This is a genomic window from Phenylobacterium sp., assembly GCF_036563285.1.
Classification (GTDB): Bacteria; Pseudomonadota; Alphaproteobacteria; order Caulobacterales; family Caulobacteraceae; genus Phenylobacterium.
Window position 1 is genome coordinate 13,083 of the sequence record NZ_DATCMR010000002.1, and the last position, 25,224, is coordinate 38,306.

General features: G+C 68.5%; 18 protein-coding genes. 12 read left to right on the top strand and 6 right to left on the bottom strand.

The window, feature by feature from the left end:
* Window positions 1-64: 64 nt before the first annotated feature.
* From VIL76_RS00400 to VIL76_RS00415, 4 genes are all read left to right on the top strand, one after another.
* Window positions 65-739, top strand: coding sequence for a response regulator transcription factor (locus VIL76_RS00400; protein WP_332042998.1), 675 nt, complete (start codon window positions 65-67; stop codon window positions 737-739).
* Complete coding sequence (locus VIL76_RS00405) at window positions 736-2,091, top strand: HAMP domain-containing sensor histidine kinase (RefSeq protein ID WP_332042999.1); 1,356 nt, start codon at window positions 736-738, stop codon at window positions 2,089-2,091. The genes VIL76_RS00400 and VIL76_RS00405 overlap by 4 nt, the downstream gene beginning before the upstream one ends.
* A gap of 41 nt (window positions 2,092-2,132) precedes the next feature.
* The gene (locus tag VIL76_RS00410; RefSeq protein ID WP_332043000.1) at window positions 2,133-2,630 is read left to right on the top strand and encodes a hypothetical protein; all 498 of its coding nucleotides are present in this window, start codon (window positions 2,133-2,135) and stop codon (window positions 2,628-2,630) included.
* Window positions 2,631-2,938: 308 nt separating this feature from the next.
* A complete protein-coding gene (locus tag VIL76_RS00415) occupies window positions 2,939-4,933 on the top strand; it encodes a redoxin domain-containing protein (RefSeq protein WP_332043001.1) in 1,995 nt (664 codons plus the stop codon).
* Between the two features lie 27 nt (window positions 4,934-4,960).
* Here VIL76_RS00415 and VIL76_RS00420 read toward each other — a convergent pair whose 3' ends face one another.
* Window positions 4,961-5,410, bottom strand: a complete 450-nt coding sequence (locus VIL76_RS00420) for a hypothetical protein (protein WP_332043002.1) — start codon at window positions 5,408-5,410, stop codon at window positions 4,961-4,963.
* 10 nt (window positions 5,411-5,420) lie between these two features.
* A complete protein-coding gene (locus tag VIL76_RS00425; protein WP_332043003.1) occupies window positions 5,421-6,569 on the bottom strand; it encodes a zinc-dependent alcohol dehydrogenase in 1,149 nt (382 codons plus the stop codon).
* Between the two features lie 604 nt (window positions 6,570-7,173).
* Between VIL76_RS00425 and VIL76_RS00430 the strand changes: the two genes are divergently transcribed.
* Window positions 7,174-8,493 (top strand): CHASE3 domain-containing protein, encoded by a 1,320-nt coding sequence (locus VIL76_RS00430; RefSeq protein ID WP_332043004.1) that lies wholly within the window; start codon window positions 7,174-7,176, stop codon window positions 8,491-8,493.
* The gene (locus tag VIL76_RS00435) at window positions 8,490-9,662 is read left to right on the top strand and encodes a sugar ABC transporter substrate-binding protein (RefSeq protein ID WP_332043005.1); all 1,173 of its coding nucleotides are present in this window, start codon (window positions 8,490-8,492) and stop codon (window positions 9,660-9,662) included. Before VIL76_RS00430 ends, VIL76_RS00435 begins: the two co-directional genes overlap by 4 nt.
* Before the next feature lie 1,247 nt (window positions 9,663-10,909).
* Here VIL76_RS00435 and VIL76_RS00440 read toward each other — a convergent pair.
* A complete protein-coding gene (locus VIL76_RS00440) occupies window positions 10,910-11,674 on the bottom strand; it encodes a hypothetical protein (protein WP_332043006.1) in 765 nt (254 codons plus the stop codon).
* 159 nt (window positions 11,675-11,833) lie between these two features.
* On the opposite strand from VIL76_RS00440, the gene VIL76_RS00445 reads away from it, so the two are divergent.
* Together VIL76_RS00445 and VIL76_RS00450 are read left to right on the top strand one after the other, a co-directional pair.
* Window positions 11,834-12,598, top strand: coding sequence for an FkbM family methyltransferase (locus VIL76_RS00445; RefSeq protein ID WP_332043007.1), 765 nt, complete (start codon window positions 11,834-11,836; stop codon window positions 12,596-12,598).
* A 255-nt stretch (window positions 12,599-12,853) separates the two neighbouring features.
* A complete protein-coding gene (locus VIL76_RS00450; RefSeq protein WP_332043320.1) occupies window positions 12,854-12,928 on the top strand; it encodes a DUF2274 domain-containing protein in 75 nt (24 codons plus the stop codon).
* Here the strand turns inward: VIL76_RS00450 and VIL76_RS00455 are convergent, their stop codons facing one another.
* Window positions 12,929-13,111: a hypothetical protein gene (locus VIL76_RS00455; protein ID WP_332043008.1), complete on the bottom strand. Its 183-nt coding sequence runs from the start codon at window positions 13,109-13,111 to the stop codon at window positions 12,929-12,931.
* Window positions 13,112-13,177: 66 nt separating this feature from the next.
* Here VIL76_RS00455 and VIL76_RS00460 point away from each other — a divergent pair, with 66 nt between their 5' ends.
* A complete protein-coding gene (locus VIL76_RS00460; RefSeq protein WP_332043009.1) occupies window positions 13,178-13,741 on the top strand; it encodes a hypothetical protein in 564 nt (187 codons plus the stop codon).
* Window positions 13,742-13,818: 77 nt separating this feature from the next.
* Window positions 13,819-14,025, top strand: coding sequence for a hypothetical protein (locus tag VIL76_RS00465; protein WP_332043010.1), 207 nt, complete (start codon window positions 13,819-13,821; stop codon window positions 14,023-14,025).
* Window positions 14,026-14,093: 68 nt separating this feature from the next.
* Here the strand turns inward: VIL76_RS00465 and VIL76_RS00470 are convergent, their stop codons facing one another.
* Entirely contained in the window at window positions 14,094-14,330 is a 237-nt protein-coding gene (locus VIL76_RS00470; protein WP_332043011.1) for a WGxxGxxG family protein, read from the bottom strand.
* Between the two features lie 257 nt (window positions 14,331-14,587).
* Between VIL76_RS00470 and VIL76_RS00475 the strand changes: the two genes are divergently transcribed.
* On the top strand, window positions 14,588-14,764 hold the full coding sequence (locus VIL76_RS00475) for a hypothetical protein (protein ID WP_332043012.1): 177 nt from the start codon (window positions 14,588-14,590) through the stop codon (window positions 14,762-14,764).
* Between the two features lie 115 nt (window positions 14,765-14,879).
* Here the strand turns inward: VIL76_RS00475 and VIL76_RS00480 are convergent, their stop codons facing one another.
* Window positions 14,880-15,977, bottom strand: a complete 1,098-nt coding sequence (locus VIL76_RS00480; RefSeq protein ID WP_332043013.1) for a helix-turn-helix transcriptional regulator — start codon at window positions 15,975-15,977, stop codon at window positions 14,880-14,882.
* Window positions 15,978-16,225: 248 nt separating this feature from the next.
* Between VIL76_RS00480 and VIL76_RS00485 the strand changes: the two genes are divergently transcribed.
* Entirely contained in the window at window positions 16,226-25,096 is an 8,871-nt protein-coding gene (locus VIL76_RS00485; protein WP_332043014.1) for a hypothetical protein, read from the top strand.
* The last annotated feature ends 128 nt before the right edge of the window (window positions 25,097-25,224 follow it).

The following is a 25,224-nucleotide window of genomic DNA, read 5'->3' on the forward strand; positions in this document are numbered from 1 at the left end:
GTCCGTTGGGGCGTCAGCTTGCCGTAAGGGTTGTCCTGGACACTCGCCTTGGAGGACCGCTCCCTTGCGCATCCTGCTTGCTGAGGACGACCCGGCACTCGGACCGGCGCTGCAGTCCAGACTCCGGAGCGATGGCTTTGTCGTCGATCTGGTGACCACCTGCGCCGACGCCGACGAGGCCCTGCTCGCGACCAGCTACCGAGCCGTCCTACTCGACCGCCGCCTCCCGGACGGCGACGGACTGGAGGTGTTGGCCAAGCTGCAACGCCGTTCGGAAGCGCCGCCTGTCTTGATCATCACGGCTCTCGAGGACGTCGTAGACCGTGTCGCCGGCATCGAGGCCGGCGCCGAGGATTACCTCGTGAAGCCGTTCGCCTACGACGAACTTCGCGCCCGTTTGCTCTCGCGGCTTCGTCGCCCTGCCGCGGCCGCCGCACCCTCCGTCACGCTGGGCCGGCTGCGGTACGACGTGGCCCGCCGCGAGGTCTGGATCGGGAGCGAACCGCTGACCGTCCCCCGAGGCGAACTCGCCGTGCTTGACTGCCTGGCCCGTCGAGCGGGGCGCGTGGTCCTTCGAGAGCACCTGGAAGCGGACGTCTATGGCTATGACGACGATGTGCAGGCCAACGCCCTGGAAGCCCAGGTCTCCAGGCTGCGAAAGCGTCTGGCCGACGCGGGCGCCGAGGTGGCCCTGCATGCCGTGCGCGGGGTGGGCTACATCCTCCGCGCCCAGACATGAGTCGCAGCCAACCTTCACTGGCGCGCAGGCTTGCCCTGAGTTTCGTCATCGCCACGACGGTGTTGGCGAGCGCCGGGGTGACGCTCGCGCTCGTGGCGCTGGACGGGACCTACGCCGCCGTCATGCACGCAAGCCGCTCGGTGGCAGGTGACTTGCGTCGCGCCGCGAACGGCTCCCTCGCGCTGGCCACCTCGGGAACCACGGCGAACCTCCGACGCCGCAATCCCGGCTTCTGGGCGCTCGCCGTGGACGACCGGGGCGCGCGGCTCCAGATCGGGGAGCCACCGCGTCTCGCAGTGCGATTTCTGGAAGCGACGCCCGCGACGATCACCGGCGCCTCCGGTATCGATTTCAGGATCGAGGGCCCTGGCCGTACGAGCCAGGCTCGTCTGGTGCGCACCGGGAGCCCGGCCGGCGTGGTTCGGCTTGCGGTTGGGGGTGTAGATCCTGGGACAGTGTCGCCGCTGGCGTGGGTGGCGACGGTGCGCGGGATCGGGCTCGTCGCAGCGCTCATGGTGCTGGCGGTTCTGGTCATTGCGCTTTGGCTGCTGCTCGTGCCCCTGGTGTTGAACGGACTGCGACCCCTGGCGCGCTCCGCCGCGCAGATTGATGGGAGCGACCCCACGCGAAGGCTGCCCGAGGCAGGCGTGGTGGTTGAGCTGCTTCCGATGGTGCGGGCGTTCAATGGCGCGCTGGACCGGCTGGAGGACGCGCTGGAGCGGCGGGCGCGGTTCATGTCCGACGCGGCGCACGAGCTGCGCACCCCGCTGGCCGTCCTCAACTTGAAGCTCGAGGACCTGCCGACAGGACCTGTGAGGACTGAGCTCAGGCAGAGTGTCTTTCGGCTGAGCGGGATGGTCGGCCAGATGCTCGACGCCGAGCGCCTCAGAGCGTCCCCGCAGGTCCGCCGGCCGGTGGATCTTGTCGCGCTCGCAAGGACGGCGGTGGCCGACGTGGCCCCGCTTGCCTATGCCGCAGGGTACGAGCTGGAGCTCAAAGCCGAGACTGACCGGGTTATGGTCGATGCAGATCCGCCGTCCATTCGCAGAGCTCTGACCAACCTGCTGTCCAACGCCGTCGCTCACGGCGGTGGCTGCGGCATGATCGAAGTTCGGGTGGCGCCCGAAGGCGCGATAGAGGTCTCCGACGCGGGGCCAGGGGTGCCGGAGGCGGAGAGGGAGCGGATCTTCGAGCCGTTCCACCGCGTCCAGTGGGACCGCGACGGCTGTGGGCTGGGACTTTATCTGGTGCGGGAGATCATGCGTCTGCACGGCGGGGATGTCGCCTTGGTGGCCGATCGATCTCCCGGGGCCTGCTTCAGGCTTTCTTTCGGGGGTGTCAGGCCGACGTAAGCCTGCGGGTTCATAGTCTTCGGACCAACCGGAAGGCGACCATGACCCGACACCTCCTGACACCACTTTTCTGCAGCCTTGCCCTGGCTGCCGTTGCAGCTCCGATGCCGGCTTCGGCCGAAGCGGCGAAGCCTCCTGCGCCGGCGACCCTCGCGGCGCCGGCAGAGTTCAAGCAGCGTGCGGATGAGCTGGTCCTCATCTTCAACGGCGAACGCCAGCCGAGCGCATCCTTCTCCCAACTGGCCCTGGAGAAGGGGAAGATCTCGGCCAAGCAGCTGGACGAGCGCCTGGGCAAGTTCACCGGTCAGGCGCGCGACAAGTTCGGACGGGTCGACGGCATCGTGGAAGTTCTTGCTGTCGGCCCGCACGAAGCGATCGTGGTCCTGAGCGGCAAGAAGGAGGAGCTGCCCGTTCGCCTGACGCTGGAGCCGGCCCCGCCCTACGGGATCGTGGGGATCGGAGCCGGGCCCGCGGTGAACCTCGAGGCGGCCCTGCGCAGGGAAATGGCGGCGGCGGGCGGCTCGGCCTCACAGCCCTAGCGCCAAGTGGTGCAGCTGCAGGGGGCTTGGCTGCGCGCCTGGTAGCGCATGCGCCGGGAGCGGCTGCATTCGCCAACCGCTAGCGCGCTACTTGGCAGCCCGTCCTCGACAGCTCTCCTGCGGAATTCGGACAGTCAGGAGATTGCAGCCGCGCCGGCGAATTTCGGCGGAGCCCGTGCGGCGCCGTTTCAAGGGTGTGCGGCGAGGCGTGGCCGAAGGCGCGGAGAAGGTGACGGTGGCGTCATTTTTCCTGCATGCCGCAAGGATCTGGAGTAGGGTAGGGCGTCACCTCCGAGAAACCGAACACCATGCGCCGCGGCTTGATCTCCTCCCTCTCCGTTCTAACCTTGGCCGTCGCGGCCGGATCGGTCGCGATCGCCGCTGCGCCTGCCGCGCCCCCCGCGGCGAGCCCCAGCGCAGCGCAGGTCGACAACTTCCGCCTCGTCACCGCGGCGGGGCGCTCGGAGGACCTCTACCGGTACCAGGACTCCAAAGCGGTCGTCATCGTGATGCACGCGGTCGGCAGCCCGGAGGTTCGGCGGATCGCCCCCGCGCTCGCCGCGCTCGAAACCAAGTACGCCCCCACGGGCGTGAAGGTGATGCTCCTCAACTCCACAGCCAAGGACACTCGCGCAGCGGTGCTCGCCGAGGCCAGGGCGTTGAAACTGAACCTGCCCGTGCTCATGGACGACAACCTCCTGGCGGGAGACCAGCTGGGCGCCACCCGCGTCTCGGAGGTGTTCGTCATCGACCCGCGCGGATGGCGCGTGGCCTACCGGGGTCCGCTGGCGGACCCGGCCAAGGGGAACCTGGCGGCCGAGGCCGTCGACGCGCTGATCGCGGGGCGGCCCGTGCGCGTGGCGTCCGCGCCGCCGACGGGCGCGCTGATCAACTTCCCCGACCGCAGCCCGGCGGCACAGGCGGCCTTCCAGAAGATCTCCTATTCGAAGACCATCGTACCTATCCTCGAAGCCAAATGCGTGGCCTGTCACCAGCAGGGCGGCATCGCCCCCTTCGCCATGGACAGCTACGAGAAGGTGAAGGGCTTCGCGCCCATGATCCGCGAGACTATCCGCACCGACCGCATGCCGCCCTGGGACGTCGATCCCAAGGTCGGTCACTTCAAGAACGACAAGAGCCTGACGCCCGCCGAGATCCGGAGTCTGGTGCGCTGGGTCGAGGCTGGCGCACCCCGGGGCGATGGCCCCGATAGGCTCGCGACCACGAAGCACGTCGCGCCGGAATGGCCGCTGGGAAAGCCGGACCTGATCGTCGAGATCCCGTCCTACAAGATCCCCGCGAGCGGCATCGTCGACTACCAGTATCCGGTCATGGACAACCCGCTGACCGAGGGGCGCTGGCTTCGCGCCTCGACCGCCCGCGTCCAGCAGCGCCAGGGCGTCCACCACATCCTCTCAGGCTACATCCCCCCGGGCCAGAACAAGCTGGGCGGGATGGCGAATTGGGGCGGCAGCGTCGGCGGCTACACCGTCGGGATGGAAAGCATCGTGCAGCCCCAGGGCATCGGCACCTACATCCCTGCCGGCGGGTCGATCGGTTACCAGATGCACTACACCCCCTTCGGCAAGGAGGTGACCTCGACCCAGCAGATCGGCCTCTACTTCTACCCGAAGGGCGAGACGCCCAAGCTGATGATGCGCGAGAACACAATCGTGCAGCAGTTCATCAAGATCCCGGCCAATACCGAAGCGCACGAGGAGACCGCCTACCTCGACTTCCCGCACGAGGCCCTGGTCTATTCGGCCGTGGTCCACGCCCACTACCGCGGCACCTATTCCAACCTGAAGATCCGCTATCCGGACGGTACGGAGAAGATGCTCCTCAACGTGCCCCGGTACGACTTCAACTGGCAGCGGATGTACGAGTTCGCCGAGCCGATCCGCGTACCGGCCGGCTCGAAGATGATTGCCACCTACATCTACGACAACTCGAAGCGGAACCCGGCGAACCCCGACCCCAGCCAGGATGTGGTCTGGGGCGACCAGTCGTTCGAGGAGATGTTCTTCACTCAGCTTCGCTACCGCTGGGTCGACGAGACCGCGGCCAAGCAGACCACCTACGACGACGACATGATGAAAACCCGCCTCATCGGGATGATGGACCCGAACCTGGACGGCAAGATCCAGCTCGGCGAGCTGAAGGGCGGGATCGGGGACGCCATCCGTCCGCGGTTCGCCATGGCGGACGCCAACAAGGATGGCGGCATAGACGCCAAGGAGTTCGAACCTATCCTGCAGATGATGGGCAATCGGCGCCGCACACCAGCCGTCGCAGCCAAGTAGCCGTGCGGCCGACCGTATCGGCTCTGTCTAGCTGTCCATCCTGCGCGCGGACGGACGCGCGACGCCCATCTCTTGGAATGGTCTTGGCCGTTTGCCCCGCTTCAGGTCGCTGAAGATGCCTTCGATGCTGTCGACCCGGTCGGCCAGCATCAACAGGAGCCAGTGACCCCACTGGCTCTCGCTGAACCGGAAGGCCTTGCGGCGAATGACGCCGCTGAGGCCGTGGGGCGGGGTGGAGGTGCCCACCGAGGCCGGCTGGCGCAGGTGCTCCACCGACTGCAGGATCTCCACGTCGGGATGCTGCACCGGCGGGCGCTCCCAGTTCAGTCCGGGACCGTCGTCCCTAGAGCGGTCGCGCATGGGCCAAGTGGGATCGTTCTCCGGATCGGCGTCGACGCCCCAACCGACCACGCTGGCCGGATCGATCCGCGGGCTGGCAGTCTCGGCGGCGGCGTTGGCCTTGTCGCTCTGTGTCACGGGGGATCTCTCAGGCGGCGTTCGGCAACAGGACGGGCTTGATGCAGCCGTCCCGTTTCGCCGAGAACAGGTGATAGGCTTCCGCAACGTCCTCGAGAGGGACGCGGTGGGTGATGATGGCCTTGGGATCGATGCGGCCGGCCTGGACGTGGTCGATCAGGCGTGGCAGCAGGCGCTTCACCGAGGCCTGGTTCGCGCGGATGGTGATGCCCTTATTCACGACGTTTCCAATCGGGATCATGTTCCCGGTCGGGCCGTAGACGCCGACGATTGAGACCACGCCGCCCTTCTTCACCGAGTTGATGCACCAGTGCAGGGGCACGGCGTTGCCGGCCTCGAGCTTCAGCTTCTTGCCGAACACGGTGTGCCAACCATTGCCGGAGGCGTCGCCGCCGACCGCGTCGATGCACACATCGGCGCCGAGGCCGCCGGTGGCCTTCTTGAGGAAGACCACGGGATCGCCGATCTCGCGGAAGTCGTAGACTTCGGCCGGGCAGTAGGTCCGGGCGAAGTCCAGCCGGTACTCCACATGGTCGATGACGATGACGCGGCCGGCGCCGAACAGCCAGGCGCAGCGGGCGGCGAGCAGGCCGACGGGGCCGGCCCCGAACACCACGACGGTGTCGCCCTTCTGGATGCCGCCCATCTCGGCCGCCTGGTATCCGGTGGGCACGACGTCCGTGAGCAGGACGGCGTCGTCCGGGTCCATCCAGTCGGGAATCTTCGTGGGGCCGAAGTCCGCGTACGGCACCCGAACGTACTCAGCCTGGCCGCCGTCATAGCCGCCCGCGGTGTGCGAGTAGCCGAAGATCGCCCCCACGGCCGTCGCGCCGGGGTTGGACTCGTGGCAGTTGCCGAATAGGCCCTGTTTGCAGAAATGGCACTGGCCGCAGGCGATGTTGAACGGCACGAGCACATGGTCGCCCCGCTGCAGGTTCTCGACCCCTGGGCCAACCTCTTCAACAACTCCGCAGAATTCGTGTCCGAAGGTCATGCCCACTCGCGTGTCGGGGACCATGCCGTGATACAGGTGCAGGTCTGAGCCACAGATGCATGAGCGGGTCACGCGCACGATCGCGTCGCGCGGATGCAGGATCGTTGGGATGGGCTTTTCTTCAACGCGGACCCGCCGCGGGCCACGGTAGTTCATCGCCCGCATGAGCGCTCTCCTCGCTTCCCTGCGGCGTGAACCGACGCGTCGCGTGTAGGTTCCACGGGCCTTCAGGGCCCGCCGCGGGGGGGGGGGCGGCCAAACGGAGGCGCTCATCCGGTTGGGGATCGACGTCGAGGATGCGCTCGACGGATCTGAGCGGATCCGGCTGTATGCCTGATTGGCAGGTCTGCCCTAGTGCGCCGCAATGGGTGGAGAGCTGACGTTGCTCCGTGCCTGCCACAGCCACCGGCCCCCTGAGTGGTCGCTGCCGATGGTGAACGATGCAACGCGGGTTAAATTGAGCCGTAAACGGCGCCGCCGACAGATGGCGAAGGTGGCGCGCCCGTGGGGGAAGCGCCGCTGGTGACGCTCTATCGGGCGAAGTTGTGGCGCCTCAGCTGGTTGGCCCTGTTCCCAAGTCTCTAATGGCTGGAAGCGACCTCCGCCGCTCCTCTCCCAAAGCCGCTGCTCGGCTGGGTGCATAGGTCTGCTTTGCGACCCGTAGCTGACATTCCGATCCCATGTTATCCGAGCTTAGCGTTGGCGAGGGGGCCCGCAGTCGAGCGCCAGGCATCAGGTGACCACGAAATTAGCAAGCAGTCGCCTAGCCTTGGGTGTCGCCGGCGGCCTTGTCATCGGCTTTCTCGCGCTCCTCGTGATTGTGGGGGCGACGGTTTGGCTCGGCGAAAGGTCCAACACGCTCTTCCAGCAAACGGCGTCGCAGCGAGACACCCGCATCGCCTCCGTTGAACTGCGCGATTCCTTGCGAACGGCGGAGTCCAGCCAGCGCGGTTATCTTCTCACAGGCAATGAGATCTACCTGGCGCCCTATGACACGGCCAAGGCTCGCGCCAGGCAGCAGATGTCTGACCTGGAACGCTTCCTTGCCAGTGCGCCACAGCCACCGCCGTTCCTGCCCCGACTGAGAGAGGCTGTGGATGAGAAGCTTGGGGAGATGGATGAAAGCATCGCCCTCAAGCGCGCCGGCTCAGATTTCGACGCCCTGTCGATCATCCGCAGCAATCGGGGCAAGGCGCTGATGGATGAAATCAACGTCTTCCTGTACGGCGCGATGCTGGATGCCGACGAAAAATCCACCTCGTTCGAGGTCGAGCAGCAGCACAACGCAGCCACGCTGCGATGGGTCTCCATCGCCGCCACGTTCGTCATCGTCCTTGTCGTGGCCGCGGTGGCCTTCACGGTCTATCGCAACAGGCAGGAGATCGCACAGGCGCGTGACGAAGTGCGTGCAATCAACCTCACGCTCGAGGAACGGGTGGAAAGTAGGACGCATGAGCTAGCGCTCGCCCGGGAACGCGCGGAAGTCCTGCTGTCCGAAGTCAATCATCGCGTCGCCAACAGTCTCCAGCTCGTGGCGGCGCTGGTCCACATGCAGTCCAAGACTGTCACGGATGAATCGGCTCGGGGCGCGCTGCAGGAGACGGAGAGCCGGATCCAGGCGATCTCCCAGATCCACAAGAGCCTCTACACCTCGAGCGACGTCACATCGGTGGCGTTGAACGATTATCTTGGCGTGATGCTGGACAATCTTGGCGTCGCCATGCGCAACGAAGGCCATACGGCCCAGCTTACGAGCATGCTCGAGCCGGTTTCCTTACCGACAGACCAGAGCATCAGTCTCGGCGTGGTCGCCACGGAACTGGTGACCAACGCCTTCAAATACGCCTATCCGGCCGGACAGTCGGGCGAGATCCGCGTCGTGTTGCGGAGGCTCCCGGAGGAGCGGGCGGAGCTTGTCGTCCAGGATGACGGCGTCGGGCTAGGCGGCGCCGAGCGTCGAGGCGGCACGGGGCTGGGCTCGAAGATCATCGCTGCGATGGCGGCCGCGCTGAAAACGAATGTCGAGTATATCAACCGGGCGCCGGGCACCGCTGCCCGGCTGGTGTTCTCAACCGCACAGACGGCATGAAACGTCCCGTTCCATCAGCGTCGATGCAGTCATTCAGGGTCGCGCTCAGCCGGTTGGTGCGCGGCTCGCTGGCGGCGCTTCTTGCGATCGCTTCGCCGTTGGCCGCTTACGCGCAAGGCAATGGCCTGACCAGGCCGGTTGTGCTTCCGGCCTTCGATCCGGCAAGGCAAGCTTGTAGCAAGCCCAGAGGCCTGCGAAGGGAACTGGTATTCGTCCAGGACAATAAACGCGAATTCATTCAGGGCATTGGGCGGGGATTGGCGATAGCCGCTGCAGAGCGCGGGCTGTCGTACCGCGTCTTGCGCGCCGACAATGATGCGACCCTGATGGTGAAGCAGATCAATCGCCTGCATGCCAGCAAGACCGGCTCAGTCGTCGTCGCTCCCATAGATCCGCCCTCGCTGAGCCCGAGCCTGAAAAGGGTGATCGGGAGCGGAGCCTATGTCGGGGCGATCGTGCCGCCGCCCGCCACGACCATTTTGAACGCGCCGCAGTATCAGACCGGCAAGGTGCTGGGGGACACCGCGGCAACCTATATCCGCACCCGCCTGGGCGGAAAGGCCAAGGTGGTGTTGCTGACCCACGACAATTTGCAGTTCCTCGCGCCTCGCTTCACCGCGATGCGCGATACGTTGCGGCAGTTGCCCGGCGTGACCATCGTGGCCGACATCTCGCCCGCCACCGTGGACAGGGCCGGCGGATATCGCACCATGAAGACGATCCTGCTTGCGCAGCCGAATATCGACGTGGTCCTGGGCGCCGATACCGTAGTCCTTGGTGCGCTGGACGCATTGCGTGACGCCGGCAAGGCGCGACCAACCCAGTTTCTGGGGGGCATTGATGGAGAGCGCGAGGCTGTTGCGGAGCTGAAGAAGGCGGGGAGCCCCTACAAGGCGAGCATCAGCTTGGCGTCGCCCGTTTTCGGTTACGCGATGGGGCGCTTCGCGTCCGACTGGCTGGATGGGAAGAGCGTGCCTCAGGCGATGGACATCCTTCCAAAAGCTCTGACCATTGCCAACATCGGACAATATGAGCGCGACGTCGCCGACCCTGCGGCCGTTTATGCCGACCCGGCGCGCCGCAACTCCTATTTGAGGATGTACGGGAACATCTGCTTTGATAGCCGCGACCGGTATATGAATTTTCCCTGGTCTTCTGAACGCAGGTAGTCGTGGCGGCGATCCGCCCGCTCAATCCTCTCCGCATGCTCGCTGTTCCCCGCCTCGCCCGCGCCCACCAACCTGCGCCAGGCCGCGGCTATGTTCAGGCAGGCGTCGGGCGGAGGCACAATGTCCGCGCCAGACCCATTGCGGTCATTGGTGAGCCGTTGGGAGCATCCCGTTGCAGCTCCGCCTCCGCAGCCGCTCCCCTAGGTTGGTCGCGACCTAGCAGCCCTCTGAAGGCATAGCGGCCCTGATGCGCGCCGCGATTGGCTCAAGTTGCTCCTTCGTCATTGGAGTGGGTGGCGGGCTGAAGGCCCGATCCCCGTAGGTGGGGATCAGGTGGAAGTGGATGTGGCCCACATGCTGGTTTGGCGCACCGTTGTTTTGACTGAGGGAAATACCCGTTATCCCATCCGCCTTGAACGCGGCCGTCTGCGCGATGGCGACGCACCGCGCCTGAGCCATAACCCCTGTCAACTGCTTAGGCGTGGAGTCCAGTAGGGATACCGTCCGCGACTTAGAATGACGAGGACGTGCCCCGGCCGGCTCGGCCGGTAGTCCATGAAGGCCAAAGCCGACTCCGTTTCGGCTACGATTGCGTTCGTTGGCGACCCTGCGAGGATGCGAGCGAACGGATTGCTGCGATCGTAGGCCGCACCCAGCGGCACGGCCTTTGGCGCAGATGCCGGAGCCGCAGCCGGGGTCTGCAGCAACAGGGCCGCCGCCAACAGCAGGTTTGAAAACACGGATACACCTCGCCGCGAGGGGTGAGCCTAACAAGGTCTGCTAGAGCCTCAAGCGTCCATGGGGCAGATCAAACAGTCTGCGCTAAGCACCCATTGCGGACCTTGGGGGGGAGCGATCGCTTCGGGGTGGACAGAGGGGTCGCCGAGAACGCTTTCAGAGTAGGCGAACCCGACGTACCTTGGCTCCGCGATGGCGTCCGTTGCCCAGGGCGCCGGTCGCGGAGAATGGGCCCCGCCGCCCAAACGGTGAGGCGGGTCCCTTTCTTTGCATCGCCGGGCGGAACTGCTGTCCCCGCTAGGCGAAGCTGAGCACCTGGCTTGCAACCGCCGCCATGCAGCCAGCGACTACCAGGACGAGCAGGACGATCTCGGAGGGGAACCCCTCCTTTGTCGGCGTTTCCATGACTCTCCTCCCCGAGAGTTCAATTGTTGCCGATAGCGTAGCTTGTTACGTTCCTGTAACAACCATCCCTAGGTTGTTGTGACGGCGCGGGAGAGGCGCCGCGCCTAGTCGAACTCCTGTCCGGTCTCCATGAACTTGAGCAGGATGTTCGTGCGGCGGACGGAGTAGCGGACGGTGGCGCGGTCGACGCGGCCGTGCGGCAGGTCCTGTATTGCGCGGAAGACGCTGCGGTCGGAGTGCACGCCGGGCCCCTCGGTCCAGCGCCCGAGCGGGCGCGAGGCCTTGACCTTGTCGATCATGAGACAGCTGGGATCGACCATCCCGCCCTGGTCGGCGAAGCGGCCCCGGCCCACGCCGACGGCGTCCCAGCGGTCGACGCCGAGCTCTTCGCCGCTCTTCTCGTCCACCAGCATGCGCAGGGAATGGGCCCAGTACTTGTCCTGGATCGCCTCGAGCAGGCTGGCGAGGTGGTCGGGCTCCCAGACGTTGTCGTCGTCGAGGTAGGCGACGTAGCGCGAATTGGCGATGAAGCTGAGGACCGCCCTCAGCGAGCCGCCGTCGGTGGCGCCGTGCACCCCGCCATGGCGGACGGAGGTGGAGAACGGCAGGGTCAGTGCAATGGCCGACACGTGGTCCGGCTTGCGGCTCAGCGGGCCCTTGAGCCGGTCAGGGTCGCCCAGGATCTTGTCGACGCCCACGAGCAGCTGGATTCGGCCGGCATCCTTCTGGGCGAACACCGACTCCAGGGCGGCCTCCAGGGTCGGCCGCAGCACGGTGGGCATGATCACCGCCACGTCGGCCGGCGACTGCGGGTCCTCGGTGTCGTGGAAATAGGTCCCGATCGAGACTGGCCGGCGATCGTTCGCCATCTATGAGAGACTCCATCGCCGGCGCGATCCCGGCCGGCCGTGGCGCTCCTATTATACGAGCCCGGACCGCGCCAGTCCCCTCGGCTGGCGCCCCGCAGACGCGCCCGCTACAAGCCGGGCCGGGAGGGGCCAAGTCCCCGCAACCGGCTGTGAACCCGCATGGCGTCGCCGCGCATCATCTACGACTTCGGCGCCAACAACGGCGACGACATCCCGTACTACCTGCTGAAGGCCGAGCGGGTCGTGGCGGTGGAGGCCAATCCCGTCCTCGCGGACCAGATCCGGTCCCGCTTTGCCGACGCGATCTCGGCCGGCAGGCTGTCGGTGGAGAGCTGCGCCCTGACCGTCGGCGAGTCGCCGGACAGCGTGCCGTTCTACGTGCACAAGACCGAGCATGTGCTGAGCCAGTTCCCGCAACCGGCCCCGCGCTACCTGTCGTCCTACGACCGCATAGAGGTCCCGGCGCGCAACGTGCTCGACCTGGTGCGCGAGCACGGCGCCCCACACTACATCAAGATCGACATCGAGCACTTCGATCACGTCATCCTGCGCGCCCTGTTCAACGCCGGCATTTACCCGCCGTACGTCTCGGCCGAGGCGCACACCATCGACGTCTTCGCACTGCTGGTGGTCGGCCGGTACGCAGCCTTCAAGCTGGTGGACGGCAAGACCGTTCCCACGAAGTACAAGAACTGCCAGGTCGCCACGCCGGATGGGCCCCAGACCTACTCGTTCCCCGAGCATTCGGCCGGGCCGTTCGGCGAGGACATCTCCGGACCCTGGATGAACAAGAACAACTTCTTCCGGGTGCTCTCCTACGCAGGCCTCGGGTGGCGCGACATCCACGCGAGTCGGGTGGACGAGCCGGATCACCGCCATGCCCCGCAGCCGCGCTTCGAGGTGAACGTCAGGGTCGACTACTGACCGGCTGATCGTCCCTTGCGCCTGCCTTGGCGCGCCAGGGCGCTACGACCCTGAAAGCCTTGTTGATCCGGAGCCTGGGCGGGCTTCTTTGGGTGTCTCCTTCGCTCCGGAGACGCCTGTGTCCGTTATCGCATTCCACGAGGAAGTGGCCGCCCGCTCGCTGCGCATGCTGCGCTCCGCCCTGGGGCCGCAGGTCTGCGCCTGGCCGCCGAGGCGCTGAAGCGCCAGACCGGCGCGGAGGCGGAGCCGGCGAAGCTGGTGGCGCCTATGCTGGCGAGGTTCATGGCCTCCGACCGCGCCTTCGTCCGCGCCCGCGGACGGCCCCGCTAGCTACTGCAGCAGGCGGGTGTCGCCGGCGTGGGCGCGGCGGTTGAGGAGGTCGGCGGTGTGCTCGGCGTCCTCCCGCGAAAGGCCGGTCTGAGGGACCATGGCGATCACCGCCGGCTCTCCGGTCCAGATGTCGCTGACGGTGAAGCCCTCGCGGTCGGGGCGGACGAGGTAGCGGTCGATCATCCGGCGATCATCGCAGGGCCGAAGCGACTCGCCAAGGCTTGACGTTCTGCATACGTTCTCGCGCCCATGTCCTTCGTCTTCGGCCCCGATCGCAAGCCTCCCGCCGGGTGGCGGGTCTCGCATGACGGCGAGCTGGTGGAGGACAGGAGCGTCGCCGGCTATGTGGCGCGCGGCCGCGAGGTGAAGGGCCTCTGCCAGCTGCGGGACTGCCGCCGCCGCTGCCATCTGGATCTCGAGCGGCTGGCGGAACGGGGCCTCGGGGCGCTTTCCATCGGCGAGCTGAAGCCGCTCTATCGTTGCCACCGCCTCGACGGTTGCGGCCTGGACTTCAGCGAGCAGTATGGGGCCGAGCTGACCCTGGGCATGTTGGCGGGGCGGGACCATGTGGGCGTCCGCGTCGCCTGCGGCGGCTGCCGCAAGTCCACCGTGGTGCGGCCGGAACAGGTCATCGAGCGTCTGAAGCTGGAGGGCCGTGGCGGGTCCGACACCCCGGTCGCCACCCTGGCAGACCTCGCGCGCCAGCCCTGCCCGAAGTGCCAGGCGCGCCGCTGGACCGTGGCGGTGCTGTGGCTGGATCCTGCCCAGACGCCGTCGTGGCTGCGAGACCGAGGCAATCGGCCCGCGGGCTGAGGCCGGGCGTCTTCAACTCCTGGGTGATGGACCGCCGGATGGACTCAGTGCGTGCTGGTCCGCAACGGGAGCCTGCCATGTCCGACGCCACCTATGTTTCCTACGTGCCGGCGTCGCGCCGTGCGAAGCTGCGCGAGGTGCTGCAGGCGGAAGAGACCGGGGACCTCGCCTGGCGCGAGCGCAAGGGACTGTTCCGGAGCGAATTCTACTTCTCCGGACCCCCCGGGCTCGCCCGGCGCACGCACGCCTTTGTCACGGCCTGGCTGAACCGGCTGGACACCTGAGCCGACCCTCCGGCGGCCCGAGCCTAAGGCTCCAGCCGGCAGGCCGGAGCCCTGGATACACGCCTTGATCAGCGCGCCGTGGTGTTGCGCGTGACATCGGGGCGGTGATCGCGGCGACGCAGGCCGAGGAGCCCCGCGAGGCCGAGGAGGCCCAGCCAGCCGAGGTCGAAGCCCTCGTCCTCATGTTCAACCTCGGTCGTCACCGGCGCGGTGGTCGTGGTGGTGGCGGTATCTTGGGCCAGGGCCGGCGCAGCCGCAGCCGCGACGATGGCGGCCGCGATCGCGGCGCTCAGGGTCTTGCGCAATGTTCTCTCCCATCCTTGGGCAGGCCACTCCTGCCCGGGGCCGATCAACCGGGAGCGAGGCCGTTAGGTTTCGCGGCTAGGCCCTTCGCGGGGGAGGCGCTGCCCGCGCCAACCCGGCCGCGCCGGCCTCGTCCCTGAGGGGGGCCGTCCTGCGATGGAGCCCGACGGCGACGGGCCGTGCGAGGCTTGGCGGGGATCGCTACGGTTAACTCTTCGATAACCTAACGAGGCGTAAACGGAGGGGACGGAGGTGCGGCGTGTACCGGGTTGAAGTTCGATACCTCGGCGACACCGTCTGGCGCGCAGGCGCCCTGCCGCTCACCCTGCAGGCCGCCTTCGGCCAGGCGCGGGTGATGTCGGGCAGCCGAACCGCCGACCAGGCCCGTGTCGTCCAGGCTTCCGCCCCGCCCGCCGGCGTTAACCTCCGCGTCTAGAGGCGGGCCGGCGTCAGGCCTGTGCGAAGACGCTGCAGTCCGCTCGCGGATGGCCGCCGGAAGCCGCCCCTGGTCGTGCAAGGGGCGCAGGCGCATCCGTGCCACCTGATGTTCGTCAGAGTTCGTTGACCCGCGCCGCCAGCTGCGCCTGGCGGCTCACGCCCAGCTTCCCGAACACGGATTTCAGCTGCGAACGCAGGGTGCCGACCGCGACGCCTCGGCGGATGGAGATCTCGCCGAGGCTCTGCCCGCGCGCGAGGGCCAGGGCGATCTCGGTCTCGGCAGGCGTGAGGCCGTACTGGGACTGGAGCATGGCGCCGCGCTCGTCCGGCGCCCGCGCAGCCCGGGCGACAACGAGGGTCGCGGCGTGGAAGCGGAAGGCGTGGTCCCGTTTGGGCAGGGGCGCCACCTGCAGCTGCAGCGGCCGCGAAACGCCCGGTGCGTGGATGAGCAGCTCCTGGCTCACGGGGATAGCGGGCCAGGGGGCGCCCGCTTCGGCGATGGCGCGGGCAAGCCGCGTCTCGTCCTTGGCGGTAGCGGCCTTCAGCCGCCCGCGCGCCAGCGACAGGTGCCGCTGCTGGCTGACGATCTTCTCCGCCGACGGCGTCAGCGCGCGGACGAAGCCGTTGCGGTCGCAGATGAAGGCCGCGACGTTGACCGACTCGAAGCCGCCGGCGATCAGCTCCGGCGCCTGCTCCTCCATCGCCACCTGCAGAGCGATGGCCGCCCGCGCGTGTCCGGCAAGGGTCCTGAAGGCCCGGCGGGCCGGCGCCTGGACCGGCCCCTCCTTCTCGCCCTGCAGCACGGCCATGCCCACGACGAATCCCGGCTGGCGCACAAGGGTGGTCTGGCAGCTCTGGTTGATGCCGTACTTGCGATAGAGCTTGTAGACGGCCGAACGCAGGTCCTCGTCCGTCGCGAACTCGGGATCGATGGTGTCGGCCATCTCGCGCGCCAGCAGGCCGGTGCGCACACGGGCGTTGGCGCGCGGGTCGGGGCCGTCGATGTCCAGCCACTCCAGGAGCGCCTCGGGATCGAGGTCCGTGATCCAGTTGAACGGCACCGCGGCGTCGGAGCCGACGCCGATCAGCTGCGCCCGGGGCGCGCCTGTGGCCTCCGCGAGACCGGAGAGGGCGTGCTCCCAGGAGCCACCCATGGCCGCACTCGTGAACCGCTCCGCAAGCCGACGGAGGTGCTCCTCGTTCCTGATCACTCAGCCCCACAAACGCTACGCGCACCCAGTCGGCGATACCTACGGTATCCCGGAAGCGCTGCCCAAATGCTGGCGGTTGAAACCAACCGGTCTTCCGCACGCTGAGGTTTAAATCCGGGCGCTGACGACCCGCTGTGACCTGGGTCACACCGCCGCAAGCTCGCCTGACAGGATTACCCCATATGGGGGACGCGCCGCCGCCGGCGGTCTGCATGATCGCCCCCGAATTACCTTTGGGGGACAAGAACATGCCTGTCGTCGACACTCTGGGCGCTGAATTCCAGGTTAACACGCACACCGCGGCCAGCCAGTACGGCGTGAGGATCGCCGTGCTGCCGGACGGCGGCCATGTGCTCGTCTGGATCTCGGAAGCCCAGGACGGTTCCGGCGAGGGAATCTACGCCCAGCGCTACGACGCGACGGGGGCCAAGGTCGGCGGTGAGTTCCTCGTCAACTCGACCACTGGGCTCAACCAGACCATGCCCAGCGTGGCCGCGTTCAGCGACGGGAGCTTCGTCATCACCTGGGCCTCGCAGGGCCAGGACGGCTCCGACTACGGCGTCTACGCCCAGCGTTACACCGCGTCCGGCGCGCGGGTGGGCGGCGAGATCCAGGTCAACACCTTCACCCCCAACGCCCAGCTCGACCCCACCGTCGCGGTCCTGTCGAACGGCAACTTCGTGGTCACCTGGATGTCCCTCGACGATCCGGGCGGGGACTGGAACACCTACGCGCAGATCTTCGACGGCTCGGGCGCCAAGGTCGGCGCAGAGTTCATGGTCAACACGAACACCACGTGGGGGCAGTACGAAGCCGACCTCGCCGCGCTGCCCGGCGGGGGCTTCGTGGTGGCGTGGACGACGCACTTCCAGGACGAGCCGGGCTACAACGTCCGCCTTCAGATGTTCGACGCCGCAGGGAACAAGGTCGGCGGCGAGAACCTCGTCAACACGACCACCCAGGGCAACCAGAAGGACGTCTCGGTCGCGGTCCTGAACGACGGCGGCTTCGTGGTGGTGTGGCGCTCCTACGAGAACGGCGCCGACGACGGGATCTATGCCCAGCGCTTCAACGCGGCCGGCGCGATGGTCGGGGGCGAGACCCAGGTCAGCACGGCTGACGGCCTGCAGATCAACCCGTCGATCACTGCGCTTTCCAACGGCGGCTTCCTCGTCGCCTGGCAGTCGCAGCAGGCCGGCGGGGACGGCTGGGACGTCTACGCCCAGGAGTACAACTCGGCCGGCGCCCCGGTGGGCGGCGAGACCCTGCTCAACACCACCACCGCGATCGATCAGGGCGGCGTCCAGGTCGCGGCCCTGCCCGGCGGCGGCGTGCTGGCGTCGTGGCACTCCTGGAACCAGGACGGCAACGGCTACGGCATCTTCCAGCGCTCGACGCTGGACCCCCTTAACGGCATCAACGGCACGGCCGGGCACGACAACCTCGTCGGCACGGTCGGCCGCGACAGCATCAGCGGCCATGACGGCGACGACCACCTGGAGGGCCGCGCCGGCAACGACACCCTCGACGGCGGGGATGGCGAGCACGACTACGCGGTCTATGTGAACGCCACCGCCGGAGTGACCGTGGACCTCTCCAACAACGGCGCCCAGAACGTGGGCGGCGGGCAGGGAGTGGACACCCTCGTGCGGATCGAGGGCGTGAACGGCTCGAACTTCGCCGACACCCTGACCGGCGACGCCGGCAAGAACCATTTCGAAGGCCGTGGCGGCGACGACCGCATCGACGGCGCCGGGGGCATGGACTGGGCGAACTACTGGAACGCCACGGGCTCGCTGAACATCAACCTTAACCAGCAAGGTTCGGCCCAGAACGTCGGCGGCGGCCAGGGCGCCGACACCCTGATCAACATCGAGGGCGTCTCCGGCGGCGCCTACGACGACGTGATCACCGGTGACGGCAACGACAACCAGCTCGACGGCGGCGGCGGCGACGACACCCTGAGCGGCGGCGCCGGCTGGGACGGCCTGCATGGCGGCGCCGGCAACGACCTCCTGATGGGCGGCGATGACGGCACGACCCAGGACCACGCCAACTACTGGGGCGCGTCGAGCGGGGTGAAAGTCACCCTGATGATCCAGGGCGTCGGCCAGAGCGTCGGCGGCGGCCACGGCGTCGACACCCTGATCGGCATCGAAGCGCTGGCCGGCTCGGAGCACAACGACACGCTCACCGGCAACAACGGCGACAACAACATCCAGGGCCAGGGCGGCGACGACCGTCTCGACGGCATGGGCGGGGTCGACAGCGTCGACTACTGGAGCGCGCCGCAGGGCGTCCAGGTGAGCCTTGCGCTGCAGGGGCAAGCCCAGAACACCGGCCCGGGCGGCATCGACACCCTGTTCAACTTCGAGAACGTGCTGGGCTCGCACTTTGCCGACACCATCACCGGCGATGGCGGCAACAACTGGTTCGTGCTGCGGGCCGGCAACGACATCCTCGACGGCGGCGCCGGCATGGACAGCGTCAGCTACCACGAGGAGACCTCGGCGGTGTCCGTCGACCTGGCCCAGAGCGGCGTCAACGTCGCCGGCGGCAGCGGCGACGACACCCTGATCAACATCGAGAACGTCCACGGGACGAGGTACAACGACACCCTCCAGGGGAGCGAGGCGGGCGAAGGCTTCGAAGGCGACGCCGGCGACGACCTGATCGACGGCCGTGGCGGAAGCGACGGCACGGGCTTCTGGGACGCCACCTCGGGCGTGACGGTGGACCTCTCCGTCACCACCGCCCAGTCGGTGGGCGGCGGCCTGGGCAACGACACCTTCCTCAACATCGAGAACGCCTACGGGTCCCACTTCGGGGACACCCTCACCGGCAGCGCCGAGCGCAACTTCCTCGACGGACGCGAGGGGGCGGACTCCCTCTCCGGCGGCGCAGGCGACGACAACCTGTACGGCGGCGCCGGCGACGACGCCCTCTCCGGCGGGCTGGACAACGACAACCTCAACGGCGCCGAGGGCGATGACGTCCTCGCCGGCAACGAGGGCAACGACTTCATCCAGGGCTCGACCGGCCGCGACACCGTCCTTGGCGGCCAGGGCGATGACAACCTGCTCGGCGGCGCCGGCAACGACGTCCTCGACGGGGGACTCGGCCGCGACGTGGCCCAGTTCACCCTGCCCCAGGGCACGACCGGCTCGCTGCGGGTGGTGCAGGGCGCGGGCGCCGACGCCGGCAAGCTGATCGTTCAGCGGGTCGACGGCAACGTCGTGGAAGACGTCCTGGCGATCACCCGCAACTCGGCGTCCGATTTCACTGTCGAGGGCCGCGGCTCGGCCGCCGGCATGGGCGTCGACACCGTTACGAACACCGAGAACATCTTCGTCTTCGTGGAGACGGCCAGCTGGCCGCCGCCTGCGGAGCTGTTCTTCCGGATCACGCCGGAGGCCTGGGAATATGCGCCCAACAGCCACGTGGGCGTGTTCGGCAGCGGCTTCGGCGAGACGATCGACCTGTCCAACTACCACCAGGACAAGGATGGCTCGTGGCAGCGGTTCGTGGATGCAGGCGGCGGGAACGACTCCGTGTCGGGCAGCGCGTTCCGTGACCGGCTCTCGGGCCAGGACGGCAACGACACCCTGTCCGGCCAGGGCGGCGACGACGACCTCATCGGCGGCGCGGGCAATGACCTGATCAGCGGCGGCGCCGGGCGCGACACCATCACCTTCGAGATGCCGTCAGGGACGCAAGGCCAGCTGCGGCTGGTCGCCGGCGCGCAGCCGGACTCGGCCATCGTGCAGCGGGTCGACGGCAATACCGTCGAGAACCTGGTCCTGCTCACCCGCAACGGGGACGGCTCGTTCACCACCCAGGGCCTCGGCACGCTCGCCGGGCAGGGGACGGACACCGTCACCGACATCGAGGGCTTCAGCTTCTTCTCCCCCAATGGGACCTTCGGCGGCTACGTGCCGGCGCAGCCCGAGGCCTGGGTCTATGTTCCGAACCACGACGTGGGCGTGAACGGCTCGCCCTTCGGCGACGTGATCCAGGTCGCCAATTTCCATCAGGACAAGGACGCCACCTGGGACCGCTTCGTGAATGCGGGCCTTGGCGACGACTCGGTCGCGGGCTCCGGTCTCAACGAGGGCCTGAACGGCGAGGGCGGCAATGACACGCTCTTCGGGCTCGGCGGCGACGACCACCTGGATGGCGGTGCGGGCAACGACCTGCTGCAGGGTGGCGACGGCCGCGACGTGGCGGACTACCGGCTGGCGGACGGCATGACCGGCCAGCTGCGGGTGGTGGCCGGGGCGCAATCCGACACGGTGCTCGTCCAGAGGGTGGACGGCTCCACGGTCGAGGACCTGGCGCTGATCAGCCGTACGGGGGCGACCTCCTTCACGGTGCAGGGCCTCGGCTCGAACGCGGGCATGGGTACGGACACGGTCCAGGACGTGGAGGGCTTCAGCTTCTTCTCGCCGGGCGGGCCGGGCGCCTTCGTGCAGACGACCCTCAACGCGTGGGTGGGCACGAACCAGAACGTCGGCGTCGACGGCACGGCGTTCAACGACGTCATCGACCTCAACAACCACCACCAGAGCGTGGACCCCACCTGGCGCCGGAACGGCAACGGCGGCGAGGGCGACGACCAGATCAGCGGCACCGAGGGCGACAACAGCCTCAACGGCAATGCGGGCAGCGACACGCTCGTGGGCCGTGGCGGCAACGACGTCCTCGACGGCGGCGCAGGCAACGACCGCCTGGACGGCGGCGCCGGCACGGCCGACATGGCCCGCTACTTCGACGCCGGTCCCGGCGGCGTGCAGGTGAACCTGGCGACCGGCCAGGCCACCGGCTCGCAGGGCAACGACACCCTGGTGGGCATCGAGAACATCCACGGCAGCCAGTTCAACGACGTGCTCACCGGCGACGGAGTGGCCAACTTCATCGATGCGGAAAGCGGCGACGACTATGTGGACGGCGCCGGCGGCGCCGACAACCTGCGCGGCGAGGGCGGCTCGGACACGCTGGCCGGCGGCGCGGACAACGACGTCATGGACGGTGGCCAGGGCGACGACCGCATCGACGGCGGCGCCGGGACCGGCGACATGGCGAACTACCAGGACGCCAGCTCCGGGGTAACGGTCAGCCTCCTGCTGCAGGGCGCGGGGCAGGCGGTTGGCGCCGACCAGGGCTCCGACACCCTGGTGGGCGTGGAGAACCTCGGCGGCAGCCAGCACGGCGACACGCTCATCGGCGACGGAGCCAACAACTTCTTCGACGGCCGTGGCGGCAACGACTCCATCAGTGGCGGCGCGGGCGCGGACAACGTGTTCGGCGGCGCGGGCGACGACATCGTGGCCGGCGAGCAGGACAACGACGTTGTCCAGGGCGGTCTGGGCAACGACACCGTGCTCGGCGGCCAGGGCAATGACCAGATCATCGGCCAGCAGGGTAACGACCTGCTGGACGGGGGCGACGGCGTCTCCGACATCGCCATCTACTCGGTCGCAAACGACGGCGTGACGGTCGACCTGTCGGTCACCGGCTACCAGGCGGTCGGCGCCGATCAGGGCTCCGACCAGCTGGTGAACATCGAGCAGCTGTTCGGCTCGAGCTTCGCCGACACCCTCAGCGGTGACGCCGGCAGCAACTTCCTGGGCGGCAATGCGGGCAACGACAGCCTGAACGGGCGCGACGGGCAGGACTTCCTGCGCGGCGACGCGGGCGACGACTACCTGGACGGCGGCGCCGCGGCGCCGGTGCTGGGGAACGGCCGCGGTCTGGTTGGCGGCGATTACGCGCAGTACAACATCGCCGGGCTCACGAGCGGGGTGACGGTGGATCTCGCCATCACCACCGGCCAGAGCGTCGGGGCTGGTCTCGGCGTCGACACCCTCGTCAACATCGAGAACCTCACCGGCACGACGTTCAACGACACCCTGCGCGGTGACGCCGGCTCGAACTACCTGAGCGGCGGCCTCGGCGACGACCTGCTCGAGGGCCGTGACGGCGCCGACGTGCTCGACGGCACGGGCGGCAACGACACGCTCGATGGTGGGGCGGCCGACGACTACGTCACCTTCGGCTCCGCCAGCGGCGGGATCACGGTCGACCTGCGGGCCACCGGCGTCCAGAACGTCGGCGGCGGCTTCGGCTCCGACGTCATGCTCAACTTCGAGAACGTGTTCGGCAGCCAGTTCGGCGACAACATCACCGGGTCGGACGTGGCCAACACGGTGGATGCGTCGGGCGGGGCCGACACGGTCCAGGGCCTGGGCGGCTCCGACCTGCTCCAGGGCGCCGCCGGCGACGACAGCCTCTCGGGCGGCGAGGGTGGCGACACCCTGGCCGGCGAGGCCGGGCTGGACGTCATTGACGGCGGCGCCGGCGTGGACGTCGCGCTCTACTCGGGCGCGCGCAGCGACTACCAGGTGACGGTGCAGTCGGACGGCTCCGTCGTGGTGACCGACCTCCGGTCGGGCGGACCCGACGGCTCGGACACGCTCACGGGCGTCGAGAGCCTGCAGTTCTCCGATGGCGTCGTCTCGGCGACCGCCGGCCAGAACCAGACCGGCGGGGCGGCGGACGACTTCTTCGGCGGCACGCCGGGCGACGACACCTACAGCGGCCAGGACGGCTCCGACGCGCTGAACGGCGCCCAGGGCGCTGACCTCCTCATGGGTGACGCGGGCGACGACTTCCTGCGCGGCCAGGGCGGTAACGACACCCTGGAAGGAGGTACGGGCGACGACTACCTCGCCGGGGCGGCCGGAGACGACCGGCTGATCGGCGGGGAGGGCTGGGATCGGGCGTCCTACTTCCGCGACGATGGCCAGGGCGTCACGGTCGACCTTCGGATCACCGGCGCCCAGGACACGGGCTTCGGCGTCGACACCCTGCAAGGGGTCGAGCATGTCTCCGGCACGGCGGCCAGCGACACTCTGATCGGGACCGACGGGGCCAACTGGCTCTGGGGCTCCAATGGCGGCGCCGACAGCCTGGCCGGCAACGGCGGGGACGACCTGCTGACCGTCGGGACCGGCGACCACGTCCTGGACGGCGGCGCCGGACGCGATGCGGTATCGCTCAACAGCGTGACCGCCGGCGGTGTGAACGTCTCGCTCGCTGTCCAAGGGGTCGCGCAGGCGACGGGCCAAGGCTCGATGACGCTGGTGGGCATCGAGGACCTCTCCGGCTCCTCGCAGAACGACGTCCTCGGCGGCGACGGAGCAGCCAACACCCTGGCGGGCAGCGAGGGCGACGACGTCCTCAGCGGCGAAGGCGGCGACGACGTCCTCCACGGTGACGCCTTCATCGAGGTGGACGGGATCGGCGGCAGCGGGCCCATCGCCCTGCTTCCCGACGTCCGCGAGCTGGGCGGTGTCGCCGGGAACGACACCCTGAACGGCGGCGCGGGGAATGACGCCCTGCACGGCGGCGGGGGCGCCGACTCGCTCTCGGGCGGTGCGGGCCAGGACGTGGCGGTCTTCACCGGCGCCAGCAGCGACTACCAGGTGTCGGTGCAGTCGAACGGCTCGGTGGTCGTCACGGATCTTCGGGCCGGCAGCCCGGACGGTTCGGACACGCTGACGGGTGTGGAGACCCTGCAGTTCTCCAACCAGTCGGTTCCTGTTCCCATGATCGGGAACGGTGGCCCGAACGACGACTTCGTCGTGGGCGGCGCGGGGCCGGACACGCTCTCGGGCGGCGAGGGCAACGACACCCTGAACGGCATGGAAGGCAACGACTCCGTCAGCGGCGGAACCGGCCATGACTTCCTCATCGGCTGGGACCAGGACGACACGCTCGCCGGCGGCGAGGGCGACGACTACTTCTCCGGCGGCTTCGGCAACGACGTCATGGACGGCGGGGCCGGTCTCGACCGCGTGTCCTACGGCGCGTCGGCTGCCGGCGTCACTGTCTCGCTCTCTGTGACCGGTGCGCAGAACACCGGCTGGGGTACCGACGTCCTGACGAACATCGAGCACGTCTCGGGCACCCAATCCTTCGCCGACACCCTCACGGGCAACGAGGCGGGCAACTGGCTGTGGGGCATCGCCGGCGACGACAGGCTCATCGGCCTCGGCGGCGACGACCTGCTCTCCGTCGGACCGGGCAACGCCACGGCCGACGGCGGCGCCGGCATCGACACCGTCACCTTCCTGGGCAACGGCACGCTGTTCACGAGCGGGGTCACCGTTTCGCTGGCCCAGCAGGGCGCGGCGCAGAACACCGGCCAGGGCTCGATGACGCTGGTCGGCGTCGAGAACCTCTCGGGTACGGTGCACGGCGACACGCTCACCGGGGACGCCGGCGCGAACCTCCTGGCCGGTGAGATCGGCGACGACAGGCTGGTCGGCGGCGGGGGCGACGACGTCCTGGCCGGCGACGGCTACGTCGACGTCGACTCCCATGGCCTCGGCGGCTCGGGCGCGATCGTCACCAGCTACACGCAGGACGGCGCGATCGGGAACGACACGCTCGAGGGCGGGGCCGGCAACGACACCTTCTACGGCGGGGGCGGGGCCGACTCGATCTCCGGCGGCGAGGGTCAGGATCGGGCGGTGTTCTCCGGCGCCCAGGCCAACTACCAGGTCGTCGACCTGGGCGGTGGCCTGTGGTCGGTCACCGACACCCGCGCCAACGGCGACGGCGCGGACACCGTGACCGGCGTCGAGGTGCTGGGCTTCTCCGACGGCGACCGGACCCTGGTGGTCCAGGAGCCGGCGGGCGTGGTGAAGCAGGGCGGCAACGGCGCGGACACCCTCGAAGGCACGAACGGCAAGGACGAGCTCTACGGTGACAACGGCCATGACCGGCTGTTCGGCGGCGCGAGCGCGGACAAGCTGTTTGGCGGCAACGGCAGCGACACGCTGACCGGCGGCGCGGGCAACGACACCCTGACCGGGGACAACGGGGCCGACGTCTTCGTCTTCGGCGCCGGCTTCGGCAAGGACCGGATCATGGACTTCGATAACGCGGACCAGATCCGGTTCGAGGCGGGGACGTTCGCCAACTACGCCGACGTCAAGGCGCACGCGGTCCAGCAAGGGGCCGACGTGGTCATCACCGACACCGCCGGCAACAGCGTGACCCTGGTCGGCATGAGCCTGACCAGCCTGAACTCCGGGGACTTCCTCTTCGGCTAGCCGGAAGCGGGCCCCGCGGCGTGCAGCTGCGGGGTCCGATCCGCGGAAGGTCAGGATACGAACAGTCGCAACGTTGCCGAGAGCTCCGCACGCGGAGGTCGAGGCGGGTGCGACATAGACGCCCAGCA